Below are 15426 nucleotides of genomic sequence, written 5' to 3'. Positions count from 1 at the left end.
TGATGACAGTCAGCCACCATCAACAGGACAGATGAACGTGATCGAAGGCCCATGCCATCGTGACCTTCTTCTACACAATCAAGGGGCTCTTCACGAACATCATGATGACGGCAGGCGGCATCCGAACACGTTTCTGGATTGACATGAGCCTGGAATGTGTTCGCAGAGATCACACGTATTCCCTCTCCTCCGGTGACCAGCGGGGCCCCTTTCTCTCGGCGCGGGCCCTCGGGATGGCTCTGGGGGCACTGCATGACGTCAGGTCCGTCGTCGCCGGCTCCGCCACGAAGCTGCTCAGCCTTCCCATCCCCGCCAGCCTGCTCCCCCTCCCCAGCCCGAAGGAGAGGGATCTGGCCGCCGCAGCCGCCTGTCACCAGGTGCTCCGGCTTCGCTATCCCAACCAGGCCTCCATGCTGGAGCCAGCCTGGCTCAACTGGCTTGACCACTTCGCCATGGGTCCTGCCAAGACGCCGGTGGAGATGGTCGGCAGGGCCTATGGCACGGCCGTCCATCAGTTCGGCAAGGACGACATGACCAAGGTGCGCGCTGCGTACGCGCCCGACGGCACGCCTTACAACTACAAGGCGCCACCCACCCAGTCGAGCCAGGGGTTTCTGGGTGGCGTCTGGGGAAACTCCACGCCACTGGCCGCGGCACGGGTGATGGACTTCCCGCCGCCCCCCGGTCACCTCGACGCCGACACCGTCACCCCCTCCCAGCACCATCGCGGCGACCTCGGGAGCGTCGCCGTCAAGGGTGAGATCAACCGCTCCCCAGGCGATCCGGCCTTCCGGACCCTCGCCGAAGAAGTCATCGGTATCGCCTGGGGTGATGACGGTTCCCAGGAGCTCGGAACTCCACCCCGCCTCTACCTGCAGGTGGTGCTGACGGTTCTTGACTCCATCGAAGCACGCAATCCCGGCCGGCTGGAGGAGCTGGATGAACTGGGCGTCATCGCTGGTGCGGCTGTGGCCATGGCCGATGCGGGCATCGATGCCTGGTACTACAAGTACGCCCCCAGCCACATGATGTGGCGCCCGGCGGTGGGGATCCGTGAGGCCGTTGCAGGCAACGGGGCGCCCGACCGCAACTGGCTGCCCCTGGGGCGTCCTGACACCAACGGCGCAGGTACGGGGCTGACGCCCGATTTTCCCGCCTACCCCTCCGGCCCTGCCACCTTCGGCGCGGCGGCCTTCCAGCTGCTGCGGCTGTTCCTGGTGGCCAGGGGCGTCAGCAGCTTCGATCCATCCGGCAGCGGCCTGGATGATGTGCGCTTCGACTTCGTCTCCGACGAGTTCGATGGTCGCCACAGGGATCCCCGCAACCGGCGACCGCGGGATCTGCTCACTCTGAGCTACGACAGCCTGTGGCAGGCGATGGTGGATAACGCGGTGAGCCGGGCCTACCTGGGTGTGCACTGGCAATTCGATGGCATCACCAGCCGCCGTCCGGGCACCGACGACGATGTCTTCGGTGTTCCGGCCACCCCCCGGGAGCTGGGCCACACCGGTGGCGTCTGGCTTGGTGCCAAGATTGCCAATCAAATCGCTCAGAAGATCAACATCCCGATCGCCACGATTGCGGCCTCCGGGATCCTCTGAGCTCCCCCCGGCGATGGAAGGCGCCGTTCAGCTCCTGCCCGGTCGCGCTCCCCCACTGGGTCTTCCCCATCACCCTAGGGCACTGACGCCGACTGGAGTCTCAATCCTTCGGCATTCTGGCCAGATAGTCCTCCTGCAGGATGTACATGCGCTTGACGTCGCGATACTGGCCTTCGATGAAGAATTCACCCACCAGATGGCCCTCTTCGATGAAACCGCACTGCTGGTAGAGGTGCAGGGCCTTTTCGTTGTCCACGGCCACAGAAAGATAGATCTTGTGCAGATTCAGGATGGTGAAGGAGTAGTCGAGGGCCCTGTGGATGCAGAACCTGGCGTAGCCCTTGCCCTGGTGCGCCGGGGCGATGATGATCTGGAATTCCGCCCGGCGGTGGATGTAGTCGATCTCGATCAGCTCCACCAGGCCGATCAGCTCCTTGGCGGTATTTTCCACCACGAAGCGACGCTCGGCATTGTCGTGGATGTGGCGGTTGTAGAGCTCCTCAAGCTCATCGAACGACTCGTAGGGCTCCTCGAACCAGTAGGCCATCACGCTGCGGTTGTTCACCTGGTCGTGGATGAACCGCAGATCGCCCCGCTCCAGGGCCCTCAGGGCCAGCTCCGTTCCCGCCACCGGATTCCAGATCGTCGTGCACAGACGGTAGGGCTGCGCTGCAGGATGGCAGTCGCAGCGCTCTGAGCACCGCCGCCGTGACCAGCCCCACCCCAGGCGAGAGCCCGGCCGTTCCCCCCTGCCCCCGGGCCCGGCCGGAGGTGGAGACCCTCACGGCCTACAGCGCCCCCCTGGAGGGGCGCCGCGGCCTGCTGCGGCTTGACTTCAACGAGAACACCGTCGGGCCCAGCCCCCGGGTGGTGGAGGCGATCCGCGCCATTCCCGCCGATCACTACGCCATCTATCCCGAGTACGACGGCCTGCGGGAGGCGGTGGTGCGCTCGCTCGGGGGACGGGGCCTGACGCCGGCCCATATCGGCCTGTTCAACGGCGTGGACGCGGCCATCCATGCCGTCTTCCAGGCCTTCGGCTCGCCGGGCGACCGGCTGCTGACCACCAGCCCCACCTTCGGCTACTACAGCCCCTGTGCCCGCATGCAGGGCATGGCGATCGAGGCGATTCCCTACGGCCTGCCGGATTTCGGCTTCCCGCTCGAGGCGATCCGGGCGGCCCTGGAGGCCCCGGACGCGGCGGCGGACGCCCCCCGGATCCTGCTGATCTGCAACCCCAACAACCCCACCGGCACCCGGCTGGCGCCCGGCCGGATCCTGGAGCTGGCGGCGGCCGCGCCGGACACCCTGGTGGTGGTCGATGAGCTCTACGAGGCCTTCACCGGCGACAGCGTGTTGCCCGTCGCCGATTTCGCCGCAGCCCCCAACCTGCTGGTGCTGCGCTCCCTGGCCAAGACGGCCGGCCTGGCGGGCCTGCGCATCGGCTTCGCCATCGGTGCGCCGGCGCTGGTGGAGCGGGTGGGCCGGGTCTGCGGGCCCTACGACATCAACAGCTTCGCGGTCACCGCCGCCCATGCCGCCCTGGCCGACCAGGCCTATGTGGACGCCTATGTGGCCGAGGTGCTGCGTGCCCGCGACCAGCTCTTGAGCCAGCTGCGCCAGGCGGGCGTGCGCCACCATGCCGCCGGCGGCAACTACCTGCTGCTCTGGCCCCGCCGCTCCGCGGAGGCGGTGGAGGCCGACCTGCGCGAGGCCGGCATCCTGGTGCGCTCGATGGCCGGCAAGCCGCTGATCGACGGCTCCCTGCGGGTCAGCCTCGGCACCGGTGAGCAGATGGAACGCTTCTGGCAGGCCTACCGCCGCATCGACGGGCTGGGGTGAGGCGAGGGCGCCGCTAGCGGCCTCAGCGCATCACCTCCACCACCACCCCATCCCCCAGGGGCGGCACCACCGAGATGGTGCGGCCGCTGCGGCGCACGGTGGCCCCCACCATCGCCTTCAGGAACGGCTCCACCGACCCCTGGTCGCAGCCGGCCGGGGGCTTGCCGGTGGTGTACTGCACAGGAATCACCCGACGGGCCTGCAGCTCCCGGGCCACCTCGGCCGCCTCCTGGCCGGTGTAGACCTTGCCGCCGCCGCCCACCCCGATGATCAGCACATCCGGGCGTCCCAGCAGCACCCGGTCGGCGGGGCCGAGGCGGCCGGCGGTGCCGCCGAGGTGGGCGATGTCGAGGCCGCCCTGGCGCCAGCGCCAGAGGGTGGCGTTGCCGAAGCGGCGGCCGCCCACCCGGTCGTGGGGGGCGGCGATGCCCTCGATCTGCAGGCCGGCCAGCCGGTAGGAGCCCGGCTTCACCAGGAACTTGCCGCTGGCCACCTGGGCGCCCTCATCCTTGAGCAGGCTGCTGGCCAGGATCACATCGGCGCTGACGCGGGGCTCGGGCAGGCCGGCGGCGCACCCGACGGCCTGGAACGGGTTGACCAGCACCCGGGCGCCCCCCCCCTGGATCAGCAGGGCGCTGTGGCCCAGATGGGTGATCGAGACGCCGCCGCCCTTCTGGGCCAGCGCCGGCATCGGCAGGGTGAGTCCGGCCGCCAGGGCCAGGCCCGCCCCCAGGCGCACGGCCGTGGTGGTGGTCCTGCGCAACGCTGTCGCGGATCCGGCCAGCGCTGTCGCGGACCGGCTGGTGGGGTCAACCATGGAGTCGCGTCTGGCCCCACCGGGCCCTGGGATGTGGCGCGAAACTAGCAGTGGGAGGCCTGGCGCAGGAAATTGGCCAGCAGCTGGTGACCAGCCTGGGTGAGCACGCTCTCCGGGTGGAACTGCACCCCCTGCAGGTGGGGATGCTCCCGGTGCTGCAGGCCCATGATCGTGCCGTCCTCCAGCCAGGCGGTGATCTCCAGGCAGTCGGGCAGGGTCTCCCGCTCGGCGATCAGGCTGTGGTAGCGGGTGGCGGTGAGGGGCTCGGGCAGGCCCTCGAACACCCCGGCGCCCCTGTGGTGCACCGGTGAGGTCTTGCCGTGCATCAGCTCGCCGGCCCGCACCACCCGTCCGCCGAAGACCTGGGCCAGGCACTGGTGACCCAGGCACACCCCCAGCACCGGCACGGTGGGTCCCAGGTCCCGCAGCACCTCCAGGCAGACCCCGGCCTGGTCCGGATCGCCCGGGCCCGGGGAGATCAGGATCGCCGCCGGGTCGAGGGCCCGGATCTGCTCCAGGTCGAGGGCGTCGTTGCGTTCCACCCGCACCTCGGCGGCCAGGGGGTGGTCGGCGGCCAGTTCACCCAGGTACTGGACCAGGTTGAAGGTGAAGCTGTCGTAGTTGTCGAGGACCAGGAGCATGGGGACGGTCTAGACGCCGAGGCGGATCAGCAGGGGGGGGACGAGCAGCAACAGGGCGATCAGCAGCGACGAGAGCGCGGCGACCAGCACGGCGGCGGCGGCACAGTCCTTGGCGATGCGGGCCAGGGGATGGAACTGGCGTCCGATGGCCAGATCCACCACCGCTTCGGTGGCCGTGTTCAGCAGCTCCAGCACCAGCACCGCCGCCACCGTGAGCACCAGCACCGCCAGGCGATCGGCGGCCAGCCGCAACCACAGCCCCATGCCGAACACCACCGCGCCGGTGAACACATGGATGCGGAAGTTGCGCTGGCTGGCGAAGCCGTAGGCCAGGCCCTGGGCGGCGTAGCGGAAGCTCGCCGGCAGGTCGCCCGCCACTTTCCACGCCCCCACCCGCAGGCGCCTGCCGCGGCGCTGCACGTCGCTGGTCACGTCGCTGGTCACTTCTCGGAGGGCCGGCGGATGTTCCTCGGGAACGAGCATCGGCATCGCACCGCCGTTGGAGGGACAAGCGGCACCCTACCGCCGATGGCCGCTGGGAACAGCCCCTGTCAGGAGGGGGACGCGGCCAGCAGGGCCGTCTGCCGGGCCAGCATCGCCTCCAGGCTGTCGTCATCGGGGTGATCCCAGCCCAGCAGGTGCAGGAGCCCGTGGCTGGCCAGGAACAGCAGTTCCTCCCGGAGGTCGTGACCGGCCGCCTCGGCCTGTCGCTGGGCCGTGTCGAGGGAGATGACGATGTCGCCCAGCTCCAGCCAGTCCGGCTCCGCCCCCGCGGGGGCCGGTGGCGCCTCCTCCTGGGCGGCGAAGGCCAGCACGTCGGTGGGGCCGCTGTGCTGGCGCCAGGCCTCGTTGAGCTCCGCGATTGTGGCGTCGTCCGTGAGCTCCAGCCCGAGGCTGTAGCCCGCGGCGTGCAGGGGGGCCGGCAGCTCCGGCCGCAGCTGGGCCAGCCAGGCGCCCAGATGGCCGCTCCAGAGGGTTTCGGCCACGGCGGGGTCGGCCAGCGACTCCGGCGATGCCCCGTCCCCGGAGGCCCCGGGCTCCAGGCGGAAGGCCAGGTCGATCTCCGGCGCCGCCGCTGGGCTGGTCATCCGGGCAGGCTGGGCCGCCCCAGCCAGGCGATCAGCAACAGGAAGCCGCTCAGCCCCAGGGCGGTGAGGCCGAAGTGCAGCAGGCTCTGGCGGCCCTTGCGCACCATGTTGCGCATGGCGAGCTTCACGAAGCTCGGGTTCTCGCCACCGGCCTCGCCATCGGCGGCGGCGGTGCTGGCGGGCGGGGGGCTGGGGCGCTCGGGCATGGGGGGCGCTGCGGTGGGGATCAGGCGGCCGCGTCGGCGGCGATTTCCACACCCTGGCGCAGCAGCGACTGAATGAAGGGATCGAGATCTCCGTCCATCACCCCCTGGACGTCGGTGGTCTCCTGGGCGGTGCGCAGGTCCTTGACCATCTGGTACGGGTGGAACACGTAGTTGCGGATCTGGTTGCCCCAGGCCGCCTCGACGATGTCGCCGCGGATGTCGGCGATCTCGGCCGCCCGCTGCTCCTGGGCGATCACCAGCAGCTTGGCCATCAGCAGCGCCATGGCCTTCTCCTTGTTCTGCAGCTGGGAGCGCTCCTGGGTGCAGCGCACCGCCAGGCCGGTGGGGATGTGCAGGATCCGCACGGCCGTCTCCACCTTGTTGACGTTCTGGCCGCCGGCGCCGCCCGAGCGGGAGGTGGTGATCTCCAGGTCCTTCTCCGGGATGTCGAGCTTCACCTCCTCCTCGAGCTTGGGCATCACCTCCACCCCGGCGAAGCTGGTCTGGCGCTTGTCGTTGGCGTTGAAGGGCGAGATCCTCACCAGGCGGTGGGTGCCCTTCTCGTTGCGCAGGTAGCCGTAGGCATAGCGGCCGTCGATCTCGATCGTGCAGCTCTTGATGCCCGCCTCCTCCCCTTCCGAGAGCTCGTCCACGGTCACCTTCATGCCGTGGTCCTCCGCCCAGCGGGTGTACATCCGCATCAGCATCAGGGCCCAGTCCTGGGCATCGGTGCCGCCGGCACCGGCATTGATCGAGATCACCGCCCCCTCCCTGTCGTAGGGGCCGCTCAGCAGGCGCTCCAGCTCCCAGCGGTCGAGGGCCCCCTTGAGGCTCTGCAGGCCGCCGTTGGCCTCGCCGAGGAGCTCCTCATCGGGCTCGAGGTCGTACAGCTCGAGCGTGGCGCGGGCGTCATCGATGGCCGCCTGCCACTGCTGCAGCTGCTCCAGCTGGGCCTTCACCTCATCCAGCTGGCGCATCTGCTTCTGGGCCTGCTGCTGGTCGTCCCAGAAGCCTGGCTGGGAGGCGAGTTGCTCCAGGTCCCGCTGGCGGGCTTTCAGGGCCGGTACGTCAAAGACAGTCCTGGGCATGGCCCAGGCGGTCGGTGAGCTCGGAGAGGTCGCGCTTGAAGTCGGTGAGATCCAGCAAGGGGAAGCGAATCCGGCGATGGCTCGACCCTATCAGCGCCCCGTTGCCGGCCGCCCCTGGCGCTGCGGAGAGCGGGGCAGCCGGATCAGGGCATCCGCAAGCAGCAGCAGCCGACTGGCGATCAGCAGCTGGTTCCGGGCGTCCTGGGGCGCCGCCGGCGACTCCGGCAGCGCCGCGCTCAGCAGGTCCCGGCAGCGGCCCAGGTCCGCCACCGCGTCAGGGGCGTCCCGCCCCTCGATGAGGGCCTCGATCCGGGTCCGGCCGCTGTCCAGCAGGCGCGGGATCAGCCCGGGCGGCACCCAGGCCGCCGGGGCTTCCTGCCGGAGCAGCAGGCAGAGATCCCGCGCCGCGCTCATCACCGTGCTGCCGTGCTGCAGCTGCTCCTGGGCCCGCAGCACCGCCTCGTCCGGCTCGCCGTGGATGAGGGTCCGCTCCGCCGCCAGCTGGGGCAGCTGGCGGCGCAGGCCATTGCGGCGCTCCCGCAGGGAGGTGGCGTGCTGTTCCGGCTCGGGAATGGCCGGCAGGCGCTCCAGGAACCGGGCCAGATCGAGCAGCCAGCCGTCACAGGAGGCCTGCCAGGAGCTGGCGGACCGCTGGCTGTAGATCTGCCGCGACACCAGCAGCCCGAGGATCACCCCCAGGATCGTCATCACCATCCGCCAGAAGACGTAGTGCCACCAGGCGTCGCCGTGGTTCATGAGGCTGCCCGCCACCATGTGCCCTCCCACCACGAAGCCGCTGGTCAGACCGGCGGCGAAGCCGAACAGCCGCACCAGGGTCAGTCCCACGAAGACGCCGAGGGCGCTGGACAGGCCGCCGAGGATGCCCGCGCCGATCACCACGGCGAGCAGTCCCAGCAGGGTGCCGATGATCCGCTCTCGACCGGCCAGCACGCCGCCGCCGAGGTCGGTCTCGAGAATCGTGAGCATCCCCAGGGCCAGGAACAGCCCCTCCGGAAGCGCCAGATGGTTGCAGGCGGCCACCACCAGCGCCAGGACCGCCCCATTGCGCATGATCACGGCCGACCGTCCCGGCGCTGTCATGGCGCTGCCGTCAGGGCCCGCCACCGCAGCAGGGCCTCGCGGCAGCCGTCGGCGTCGATGGAGCGCAGCACGGCCGGCGCCCGCACCATGGCGACCGCGTGGCGCAGCGCCTGCTCAAGGGCCTCGTGCCGCTGATGCATCCGTTCACTCGCCAGGCCGCGGGCCTGGGGGCTGCGCAGCACGGCGGCGCGCACGGCGCAGTGGGCGCCGTAGGCGCCGATCAGCTCCTCCGCCCCGTCGCGGGATGGTCCGGCCAGCAGGGCCTCGATCCGGCCCTGCAGCCCCCGCTCACTGTCCTCCAGGCGTTGCAGCGGGGAGCGGAACCAGAACAGGCGCTCGACGGCCATGCCCAGCAGCAGGCCCAGCAGGTGCCAGCCGGTCCTGTCGACGACGTACCAGCCCCCCATCCGCTCGTGGGCGGGCACCGCCAGGATCAGGACCGTCATGATCACGGCATTCATCAGCGTGGCCGGACTCAGCCCCAGGCGGCGTCCCAGCAGCTGGATGAGCACGTAGCCGACGCCGATGGCGAGCCAGTTGTGCAGGGCCAGGGTGAGCAGCACCACCACGGCGCCGCCGAACACGGTGCCCACGATCCGCGCCCAGGCCGCCTCCCGCGACGCCTCAGGCGTGGGCAGCAGGCTGCGGGCGGCGCCATAGACCACATAGAAGCCGTCGATCGCGTTGACGTCCGGTCCGGCCGCCGCGTGGATGCCGGCCGCCAGGAACCCGGCGAACCCCACCTGCAGGGCGTTGCGGATCTGCTGGGACGAAGGGGGAGGGGGGAGCATCAAGCCGCCGGATCCTGCACCGCCGGGGAATCAGGCCACAGGATGCCGGTCCTGCGCCGATCGTCATGGGCGGATCCGGTGGGGCATGGACGGTCCCCTTAAGCTGCGCCACGACGATCCATGAGTGACCGGATGGAGATCCCAGGAGTCCCCCCAGAGCAATCCGGGCAGGACGCCGTGGAGGTGAAGCCGCCGGCCAAGGTGGAGATCTACACCTACCGGTTCTCCCCCGACTGCATCCGGGCCAAGGGTCTGCTGGACAGGCTCGGGGTCACCTACAACGAGTTCATCATCGACGACGACGAAATCAACAAGGAGGTGATGATGAAGCGCTCCGGCGGCCGCGCCAGCGTTCCCCAGATCTTCATCGATGGCATCGCCATCGGCGGCTATGTCGAGCTGGCCAAGCTCAACTCGGCCGGTGAGCTCGGCCCCATCCTGCGTCTGACCGCGTGAGCCGCGATCGGGACGCCCAGCTGTTCGTGGTCGATCCGATCACGCGCCTGCGGCCGGCCAAGGACTCCAGCGTGGCCCTGATGCAGGCGGCCCAGCGGGCCGGTCTGACGGTGTGGGTCTGTACCCAGGCCGATCTTTCCAGCGCCGCTTCTGACGACGGCCGCCACCGGCCCCGGGCCTGGGCCCAGCCAGTGCGACTGGCCCCGATGGCCGCCACCGCCGAGGGCTGGAGCGTCCCCGATCCCTGGGTCGAGGCCGACGATCCCCGCGACCTGCCCCTGGATCACTTCCGCTGGATCTGGATGCGCAAGGACCCGCCCGTTGACGAGGCCTACCTTTACGCCACCCAGTTGCTGGAACTGGCCGAGCCCTTCGGGGTGCGCGTGCTCAACCGCCCGGCGGCCCTGCGGTCCTGGAACGAGAAGCTGGGGGCCCTGCGCTTCAACCATCTGATGGCACCGTCGCTGGTCAGCGCCCGGGTGGAGCAGCTGGCCGCCTTCGCCGCCGGCCACCAGGAGGTGGTGCTCAAGCCCCTGGCAGGGCGGGCCGGCCAGGGGGTGGTGCGGACCGCGACGGCGGTCCCCGGCCTGCGGTCCCTGCTGGAGCTGGTCACCCTCCAGGAGACCTTGCCCGTGATGGTCCAGGCCTTTCTTCCCGCGGTCACCGCCGGTGACAAGCGCATCCTGCTGGTGGACGGGGAGCCCCTCGGCGCCGTGAACCGGGTGCCGAAAGCGGGGGACTTCCGCAGCAACCTGGCCCTGGGGGGCGCCCCCGTCGCCGCCGATCTCACTGAGGCCGAGCGGCGCATCTGCGATGAGCTGGCGCCGGTGCTGCGGGCCGAGGGGCTGTTCTTCGTCGGCATCGACGTCATCGACGGCCGGCTCAGCGAGATCAACGTCACCAGCCCCACCGGCGTGCGGGAGGTGGAGCGGCTGGGCCGCCGGCCCCTGGCCGATCAGGTGATCGAGCGACTGCTGGCTGGCTGAGGGCGGCGGCCCGGCTCAGTCGAAGCTGGCCGCCAGCGGCAGGTTGAGCTGCTGCTGCAGCACCCCGAGCTTGAGCGCCACTTCCTGCAGCTCCCGCTCGGGGTGGGAGCCCCGCACCAGCCCCGCGCCGGCGGTGAGCTCCAGCTGCCGGCCCCGCAGCGTGCCGCTGCGAATCGCCACCCGCAGGTCGGTGTCGCCCTCGGTGTCGATCCAGCCGATCGGAGCGGCGTAGTGCCCCCGCTCGAAGGGTTCCAGGCTGCGCAGCCAGGCCATCGCCTCGCGCCGGGGCAGGCCCGCCACCGCCGGGGTGGGGTGGAGGGCTTCGGCCAGGTTGAGTGGTGCCTGACCGCGCAGCGACGCCGTGATCGGGGTGTGCAGGTGCACCAGGGAGCCGTGGCGGGCCAGCCGCGGCCGCCGCGGCCGTCGCGGATCGAGGCCCGCCTTCTGCAGCACGGCGGTGATCGTCTCCACCACCAGCTCGTGTTCGTGGCGGTCCTTGCGCGATTGCAGCAGCAGATCGGCCGGCTCCCCCAGCGGTGCCGTGCCGGCCAGGGCATCGCTGCGCAGCTGGCCCTGGCGCAGGGTGAGCAGCCGTTCCGGCGAGGCCCCCACCAGCGCTTCCCGCTCCGAGCGCTGCCAGAGGAAGCGGCAGCTGCCGGGCTGGCTGCGGCGCAGGTGCGACAGCAGGCTGAGGGGATCGAGGGGACCATCGAGCAACAGGTGCTGGCGCACCGCCAGCACCAGCTTCTGCAGTTCGCCCCGCTCCACCAGCTCCAGGGCCCGGTCGAGGGCGGAGCGGTAGCCCGCGTGCCAGTGGGAGCCATGGGCGATGCCCACCGGCGGGCCGTGGACGGCCTCGGAAGGGGCGCGCCCGGCCAGGGCCTCGAGCCGCTGGCGGGTGTCCCAGAGTTCCTCGGCCACGCTGCGGCCCGTGACGTCGCCCCCCAGGCTGCGCTGCAGCCGCAGCCAGCAGTGGCGGCCCTGGCGGCTCAGCTGCCAGGTGGGCAGGACCGCCGTCACCCCCGCCGCCCCGGTGCCGGGGTGCAGGGGGCTCTCGAAGAAGGCGAAGGCCAGCAGCACCCGTGCCCGGGCGAGGGCCGGGCAGGGGGCCGGTTCGGTGGCCAGGCGACTGAGGCTGAGGCTGCTGAAGCGCTGGGCCAGCTCGAAGCGCCGCGGACCGCTCAGCTCCAGGCTGTTGCACAGGCCGGCGGCGGCGATGCTGAGCCCCGGGGCGCCGTCCCAGAGGAAGCGGAAGTCGGCGCCGCTGTCCAGGTGGGTCAGGGCCGCGAGGGGGTCGAGGGCGGCCATGGGCAGGGCCAGGCTGAGCACTCCCTCCTCCTCCAGACGCCGGCTGGCGGCGGTGGCTGCCGAGAGCAGCGCGGAGAAGGTGGCAGGGGCCTGCACCAAGGGGCCGCGGGACCGGGGCGGAAGGCTGCTCAAATGTATGGGCCTTTCCCCGCCCCACGCCCGCGGCCCCCATGTCTGAGCCACAGGTCGTCGCAAGCCGTTACGCCGCGGGGGGTGGGGCCGCCTCTGAGGCCTCTTCTCGCGGCCGCCTCTGGCGTGCCGCCGTGAAGTGGCCCATGTACGCCGTGGCGGTGATGCCGGTGCTGCTGGCCGCCGGCTGGCGGCTGGGCCAGGGGCTGGGCCTGCGGCTCGAGCAGCTGCTGCTGTTCCTGCTGGCGGCGGTGCTGCTGCTCGCCTGGGAGAACCTCGCCAACGACGTCTTCGATGCCGACACCGGCGTGGACACCCACGGCAAGCCCCATTCGGTGGTCAACCTCACCGGCCGACGGGACCGGGTGCTCGCTCTGGCCAACGGCTGCCTGGTGGTCGGGCTGGCCCTGATGGCCCTGGTGGCCCTGCGCAGCAGCGCCGTGGTGCTGCTGCTGGTGCTGCTCTGCTGCGGGCTGGGCTACCTCTACCAGGGGCCGCCGTTCCGCCTCGGCTACCGGGGTCTGGGGGAACCCCTCTGCTGGCTGGCCTTCGGCCCCTGCGCCACCGCCGCCGCCCTGCTGGCCCTGGCCCCGGCCGGTGAGGGGGCGGGTGGGGTGCCCTGGGGGGCCGCCCTGTTGCTGGGCAGTGGACCGGCGCTCGCCACCACCCTGGTGCTGTTCTGTTCCCATTTCCACCAGGTGGAGGAGGACGCCGCCCACGGCAAGCGCTCGCCGGTGGTGCGCCTCGGCACCCAGCGCGCCGCCGGCCTGGTGCCCTGGTTCGTGGCCGCGGCCCTGGCGCTCCAGTGGGCGCCGGTGCTGCTGGGCTGGTGGCCCCTCACGGCCCTGCTGGGGGCCATCGGCCTGCCGCCGGCCCGCGCCCTGATCCGGCTCCTCGGCGAGGAGCACCACCAGCCGGAGCGCATCGTCGGCAGCAAGTTCCTGGCCCTGCGCTTCCAGGCCTTCAACGGCCTCGGGCTCGCCTGCGGCCTGGCCCTGGGCCCCTGGCTGACGGCGCTGGCGGGCCGGTGAGCGCCGGCGCGGCCGTGGGGGGGGCTGGGGCGCGGCTGGCCCTGCAGATCCGGCCCTTCGCTTTCCGGCTGCCCAGCCCGCTGCAGACGGCCGCGGGCGCGGTGGCGGCGAAACGGGGCTGGCTGCTGCGGCTGCAGGCTCCCGACGGAGCCGTCGGCTGGGGCGAGGCGGCCCCGCTCGATCCGGGCGAGACGGGCGCGGTGGCCGCCGCCCTGGAGGGCCTCGGCCCCGACCTGGAGCGGAACGACCTGGAGCGCCGCCTGCCCGCCCTGCCGCCCAGCCTGGCCTTCGCCCTGGGGGGCGCCCTGGCCGAAATCGACGCCGAGGTGGGAGCGGCCGCCGGTGGCTGGCTGGCGGCTCCGCCTTCCGCCTGGCTGCTCCCCGCCGGCGAGGCGATGCTCGACGGCCTGGAGCGGAGGCTCGCTGCTGCCGAAGGCACACCCACCTTCAAGTGGAAGGTGGCGGCGGCGGCCGATGGGCTGGAGCGGCGCCTGCTGGATCAGCTGCTGGAGCGCCTGCCGGCCCACGGCCGTCTGCGGCTCGATGCCAACGGCGGCTGGGACCGGGCCACCGCCGCCGCCTGGGCCGAACGGCTGGGGCAGGAGCCGCGGCTGCAGTGGCTGGAGCAGCCCCTGGCCGCCGACGACCAGGAGGGCCTCGAGGCGCTGGCCCTGCGGATTCCGGTGGCCCTGGATGAATCCCTGCGGCAGCGGCCCGAGCTGCGGCGGCGCTGGGCGGGCTGGCAGGTGCGGCGTCCGTCCCAGGACGGGGACCCCCGGCCCCTGCTGGCCGAGCTGGGCCGCGGGGTGCCCCGGCTGATGGTCAGCACCGGCTTCGAGACCGGCATCGGCGCCCGCTGGACGGCCCACCTGGCGGCCCTGCAGTGGCGGGGGCCGACGCCGGTGGCCCCCGGTCTGGCGCCGGACTGGTCCCCCAGCGGCCCCCTGTTCGATGCGGACCCCGAGCGGGTCTGGGCGGCGGCGGCCTGAGCCGGGGCCGGCGCTGGCGCCCCTCACCAGCCCTACCGTGCCCGAAAGCGTCACCTGCCCGTGGCGCTCCGCCGAGACCCCGCGTGGCCGATCCCCCCTGGGCGCCCCTGCTGCTCGATGCCGCCCGGGCCGACCCCGAGGCGGCGGCGGCCCGCCTGGAGCAGGCCTGGGAACGGCAGCGGCTGGTGGCCCTGGCGGGGCCGGGGCAGCAGGGGGAGCTGGCCGCGGCCCTCGGCGGAGCCCCGGAGGAACTGGCGGAGCTGGCACGGTTCGGGGCCGCCGTGGTGGTGGGCAGCGGCGGCAGCAGCGGGGGCCGGCAATGGTGCCTGCAGCCCCTGGCCCATCTGCAGGCCTCCGCTGACGCCACCGCCGCCTGGCTGGAGGGCCTGGGCCTGGAGCCGGCGGCCTGCCTCCATCTCGACCCTTTGCCCCTGCACCATGTCAGCGGTCTGCTGCCGCTGGTGCGGGCCCGTCGCTGGGGAGGGGAGCTGCGCTGGCTGGCCCCGTCGCTGCTGCGCCGGCCGCAGCTCCTGCCCGCGGCCTGTCCCCTGCCCGCCGGGCGACCCGTGCTGCTCTCCCTGGTTCCCACCCAGCTGGCCCGGCTGATGGCCAGCCCCGCGGCCAGCGCCTGGCTGGCCGGCTGCGCCCTGATCTGGGTCGGCGGGGCCGCCCTGCCGGCACCGCTGGCGACCGCCGCCCGCCGCGCCCGCCTGCCCCTGGCCCCCTGCTACGGCGCCACCGAGACCGCCGCGATGGTGTGTGCCCTGCCGCCGCAGCGCTTCCTGGCCGGCGTGCCGGGCTGCGGCGCACCGCTGGCGGACGTGGCCCTGCGCCTCGATGGCGCCACCGGGGCCGTGGAGGTGCGCTGCGCCCGCCTCAGCCCCGGCCGGCTGGTGGCGGGCTGCTTGCAGCCCCTGCCGCTGCAGCCGGACGGCTGGTGGCGCAGCGGTGACGGCGGCCGGATCGGGCCCGAGGGGCTGGAGCTGCTCGGCCGCCTCGATGGCGCCCTGCACAGCGGCGGTGAGACGGTGTTCCCGGAGCGGCTGGAGGAACGGCTGCAGGAGCAGGCGGCCCGCGCCGGGGCTGACGTGGAGGCCCTGCTGCTGCTGGCCAGGCCCGATCCGGAATGGGGGGAACGGCTGGTGGCCCTGGTGCGGCCGTTCAGGCAGGGGGAAGGCACGGAACTGCTGGGGCAGCTCCAGGCCATCACGGCCGCCTGGCCCCCGGCCGAGCGGCCCCGGAGCTGGCACCTCTGCCCCTCGCTGGCGCCGACCACCGCAGGCAAATGGCAACGGGGACGTTGGCAGCGCTGGCTGGACTCGCTAGAAGCCTTCTGAACCGCCCCCTGCCGC

Annotated in this window: 17 protein-coding genes; 7 read left to right on the top strand and 10 right to left on the bottom strand. The window is 72.3% G+C overall.

Annotation, left to right across the window (positions count from 1 at the left end):
- Window positions 1–143: 143 nt before the first annotated feature.
- Window positions 144–1601 carry a hypothetical protein gene (locus VB738_RS00485; protein WP_323303861.1) on the top strand — a complete coding sequence of 486 codons (1458 nt, stop codon included), beginning with the start codon at window positions 144–146 and terminating at the stop codon, window positions 1599–1601.
- 100 nt (window positions 1602–1701) lie between these two features.
- On the opposite strand, the gene speG is transcribed toward VB738_RS00485, so the two are convergent.
- Window positions 1702–2232 carry a spermidine N1-acetyltransferase gene (speG, locus tag VB738_RS00480; protein WP_323303860.1) on the bottom strand — a complete coding sequence of 177 codons (531 nt, stop codon included), beginning with the start codon at window positions 2230–2232 and terminating at the stop codon, window positions 1702–1704.
- Window positions 2233–2309: 77 nt separating this feature from the next.
- Here speG and VB738_RS00475 point away from each other — a divergent pair, with 77 nt between their 5' ends.
- Window positions 2310–3443: a histidinol-phosphate transaminase gene (locus tag VB738_RS00475; RefSeq protein WP_323303859.1), complete on the top strand. Its 1134-nt coding sequence runs from the start codon at window positions 2310–2312 to the stop codon at window positions 3441–3443.
- A gap of 22 nt (window positions 3444–3465) precedes the next feature.
- Here VB738_RS00475 and VB738_RS00470 read toward each other — a convergent pair whose 3' ends face one another.
- The 8 genes from VB738_RS00470 to VB738_RS00435 form a co-directional block, all read right to left on the bottom strand.
- On the bottom strand, window positions 3466–4134 hold the full coding sequence (locus VB738_RS00470) for an MBL fold metallo-hydrolase (RefSeq protein ID WP_323304386.1): 669 nt from the start codon (window positions 4132–4134) through the stop codon (window positions 3466–3468).
- A 170-nt stretch (window positions 4135–4304) separates the two neighbouring features.
- Window positions 4305–4901: an anthranilate synthase component II gene (locus tag VB738_RS00465; protein ID WP_254946469.1), complete on the bottom strand. Its 597-nt coding sequence runs from the start codon at window positions 4899–4901 to the stop codon at window positions 4305–4307.
- 9 nt (window positions 4902–4910) lie between these two features.
- Complete coding sequence (locus VB738_RS00460) at window positions 4911–5384, bottom strand: diacylglycerol kinase family protein (RefSeq protein ID WP_323304385.1); 474 nt, start codon at window positions 5382–5384, stop codon at window positions 4911–4913.
- A 68-nt stretch (window positions 5385–5452) separates the two neighbouring features.
- Window positions 5453–5989: an rRNA maturation RNase YbeY gene (gene ybeY, locus VB738_RS00455; protein ID WP_323303858.1), complete on the bottom strand. Its 537-nt coding sequence runs from the start codon at window positions 5987–5989 to the stop codon at window positions 5453–5455.
- Entirely contained in the window at window positions 5986–6195 is a 210-nt protein-coding gene (locus VB738_RS00450; protein ID WP_323303857.1) for a DUF3285 domain-containing protein, read from the bottom strand. Before VB738_RS00450 ends, ybeY begins: the two co-directional genes overlap by 4 nt.
- Before the next feature lie 20 nt (window positions 6196–6215).
- A protein-coding gene (gene prfB, locus VB738_RS00445; RefSeq protein ID WP_416233145.1) for a peptide chain release factor 2 occupies window positions 6216–7338 on the bottom strand; the annotation gives its coding sequence in 2 pieces (ribosomal slippage) (window positions 6216–7265 and window positions 7267–7338; 1122 coding nt in all).
- A gap of 35 nt (window positions 7339–7373) precedes the next feature.
- Window positions 7374–8384 (bottom strand): FUSC family protein, encoded by a 1011-nt coding sequence (locus tag VB738_RS00440; RefSeq protein WP_323303855.1) that lies wholly within the window; start codon window positions 8382–8384, stop codon window positions 7374–7376.
- Window positions 8381–9175, bottom strand: coding sequence for an FUSC family protein (locus VB738_RS00435; protein WP_323303854.1), 795 nt, complete (start codon window positions 9173–9175; stop codon window positions 8381–8383). Before VB738_RS00435 ends, VB738_RS00440 begins: the two co-directional genes overlap by 4 nt.
- Window positions 9176–9352: 177 nt before the next feature.
- Here VB738_RS00435 and VB738_RS00430 point away from each other — a divergent pair, with 177 nt between their 5' ends.
- Together VB738_RS00430 and gshB are read left to right on the top strand one after the other, a co-directional pair.
- Complete coding sequence (locus VB738_RS00430) at window positions 9353–9631, top strand: glutaredoxin domain-containing protein (protein WP_416233137.1); 279 nt, start codon at window positions 9353–9355, stop codon at window positions 9629–9631.
- Complete coding sequence (gshB, locus tag VB738_RS00425) at window positions 9628–10617, top strand: glutathione synthase (RefSeq protein ID WP_323303852.1); 990 nt, start codon at window positions 9628–9630, stop codon at window positions 10615–10617. The genes VB738_RS00430 and gshB overlap by 4 nt, the downstream gene beginning before the upstream one ends.
- A 15-nt stretch (window positions 10618–10632) precedes the next feature.
- Here the strand turns inward: gshB and VB738_RS00420 are convergent, their stop codons facing one another.
- Entirely contained in the window at window positions 10633–12021 is a 1389-nt protein-coding gene (locus VB738_RS00420) for an isochorismate synthase (protein ID WP_416233144.1), read from the bottom strand.
- 74 nt (window positions 12022–12095) lie between these two features.
- On the opposite strand from VB738_RS00420, the gene menA reads away from it, so the two are divergent.
- The 3 genes from menA to VB738_RS00405 all read left to right on the top strand — a co-directional run bounded on the left by menA (window position 12096) and on the right by VB738_RS00405 (window position 15411).
- Window positions 12096–13085 (top strand): 2-carboxy-1,4-naphthoquinone phytyltransferase, encoded by a 990-nt coding sequence (menA, locus tag VB738_RS00415; RefSeq protein WP_323303850.1) that lies wholly within the window; start codon window positions 12096–12098, stop codon window positions 13083–13085.
- Complete coding sequence (locus VB738_RS00410; protein ID WP_323303849.1) at window positions 13082–14074, top strand: o-succinylbenzoate synthase; 993 nt, start codon at window positions 13082–13084, stop codon at window positions 14072–14074. Before menA ends, VB738_RS00410 begins: the two co-directional genes overlap by 4 nt.
- 83 nt (window positions 14075–14157) lie before the next feature.
- Entirely contained in the window at window positions 14158–15411 is a 1254-nt protein-coding gene (locus VB738_RS00405) for an AMP-binding protein (RefSeq protein WP_323303848.1), read from the top strand.
- The last annotated feature ends 15 nt before the right edge of the window (window positions 15412–15426 follow it).

Origin of the sequence: Cyanobium gracile UHCC 0139, assembly GCF_034931325.1 — a bacterium.
GTDB lineage: Bacteria > Cyanobacteriota > Cyanobacteriia > PCC-6307 > Cyanobiaceae > Cyanobium > Cyanobium gracile_B.
The sequence above is the reverse complement of the archived record's forward strand: the minus strand, read 5'-3'. Positions and strand labels throughout refer to the sequence as shown.

What these genes read in the sequence shown, in the direction of transcription:
- VB738_RS00485 (WP_323303861.1), top strand. Translation starts at nt 144, where the DNA reads ATGAGCCTGGAATGTGTTCGCAGAGATCACACGTATTCCCTCTCCTCC.
- VB738_RS00470 (WP_323304386.1), bottom strand. Translation starts at nt 4,134, where the DNA reads ATGCCGGCGCTGGCCCAGAAGGGCGGCGGCGTCTCGATCACCCATCTG.
- VB738_RS00465 (WP_254946469.1), bottom strand. Translation starts at nt 4,901, where the DNA reads ATGCTCCTGGTCCTCGACAACTACGACAGCTTCACCTTCAACCTGGTC.
- VB738_RS00460 (WP_323304385.1), bottom strand. Translation starts at nt 5,384, where the DNA reads ATGCTCGTTCCCGAGGAACATCCGCCGGCCCTCCGAGAAGTGACCAGC.
- ybeY (WP_323303858.1), bottom strand. Translation starts at nt 5,989, where the DNA reads ATGACCAGCCCAGCGGCGGCGCCGGAGATCGACCTGGCCTTCCGCCTG.
- VB738_RS00450 (WP_323303857.1), bottom strand. Translation starts at nt 6,195, where the DNA reads ATGCCCGAGCGCCCCAGCCCCCCGCCCGCCAGCACCGCCGCCGCCGAT.
- VB738_RS00440 (WP_323303855.1), bottom strand. Translation starts at nt 8,384, where the DNA reads ATGACAGCGCCGGGACGGTCGGCCGTGATCATGCGCAATGGGGCGGTC.
- VB738_RS00435 (WP_323303854.1), bottom strand. Translation starts at nt 9,175, where the DNA reads ATGCTCCCCCCTCCCCCTTCGTCCCAGCAGATCCGCAACGCCCTGCAG.
- menA (WP_323303850.1), top strand. Translation starts at nt 12,096, where the DNA reads ATGTCTGAGCCACAGGTCGTCGCAAGCCGTTACGCCGCGGGGGGTGGG.